Here is a 615-nt window from a genome sequence, read left to right as displayed (position 1 = left end):
CACTGAATCACTCGTCGACGATATGCACTGAGCTTTTCAATTCGTTTCTGTTTTTCTTGCCACAGTTTTTGCGTTTCTAGATCCAACGATTCATTGCTTGTTGTGCTGTCCGTTTGGATTTGATTGACGGGCAATGGTGCGGTGTCGCTTTGTTCTGGATTAAAGTACACGAACTTCACACCGAGATGACGAATCATCTCGATCTGTTCCTGGTCTTTAATTTTAAAGCTATTGAGTAGGAAGGGGTGATCGTTCCACTTTAGCGGAAGGCGGATATGTAATCCCGGCTGAATACGATCCACTGTAAGTTTAATTGCTGCCACTTTTTCACTACTATTAAGTTTTCACGATAAACCAAGAATAGTAGTAGATTCTGTAAATAAATTCATCAATAATAACTCACAAGTGCGAGTCATTCGCGTTAAGAACCAATGTGTTGTTCATAATTTGAATCAAGCTCATACCTGAGTATCAATCAGAGTCTTGTTTTAATACTCGATCCGCATGACGCAGTTTTAGCTTGGCTTCGAAGACAGGTTTTTCTATGTGTTCCTGTTTTTTTACTAACCCCATTAACGTTTGCCCAGCCGCTCGCGCCATATCACTAATAGGGAA

Annotated in this window: 1 protein-coding gene and 1 pseudogene; both read right to left on the bottom strand. The window is 40.7% G+C overall.

Annotated features, from left to right (window positions below):
• The coding region (locus tag R7Z49_RS26100) for a DUF3391 domain-containing protein (RefSeq protein WP_318112574.1) at window positions 1-323 on the bottom strand (323 nt) is incomplete at its 3' end.
• Window positions 324-471: 148 nt separating this feature from the next.
• Window positions 472-615, bottom strand: a pseudogene (locus R7Z49_RS26095) (LacI family transcriptional regulator); the annotation flags it as partial.

Origin of the sequence: Vibrio sp. 1562, from assembly GCF_033340155.1 — a bacterium.
Classification (GTDB): Bacteria; Pseudomonadota; Gammaproteobacteria; order Enterobacterales; family Vibrionaceae; genus Vibrio; species Vibrio alginolyticus.
Note: the sequence above shows the minus strand (reverse complement) of the source record. Positions and strands in the feature narration are given on the sequence as shown.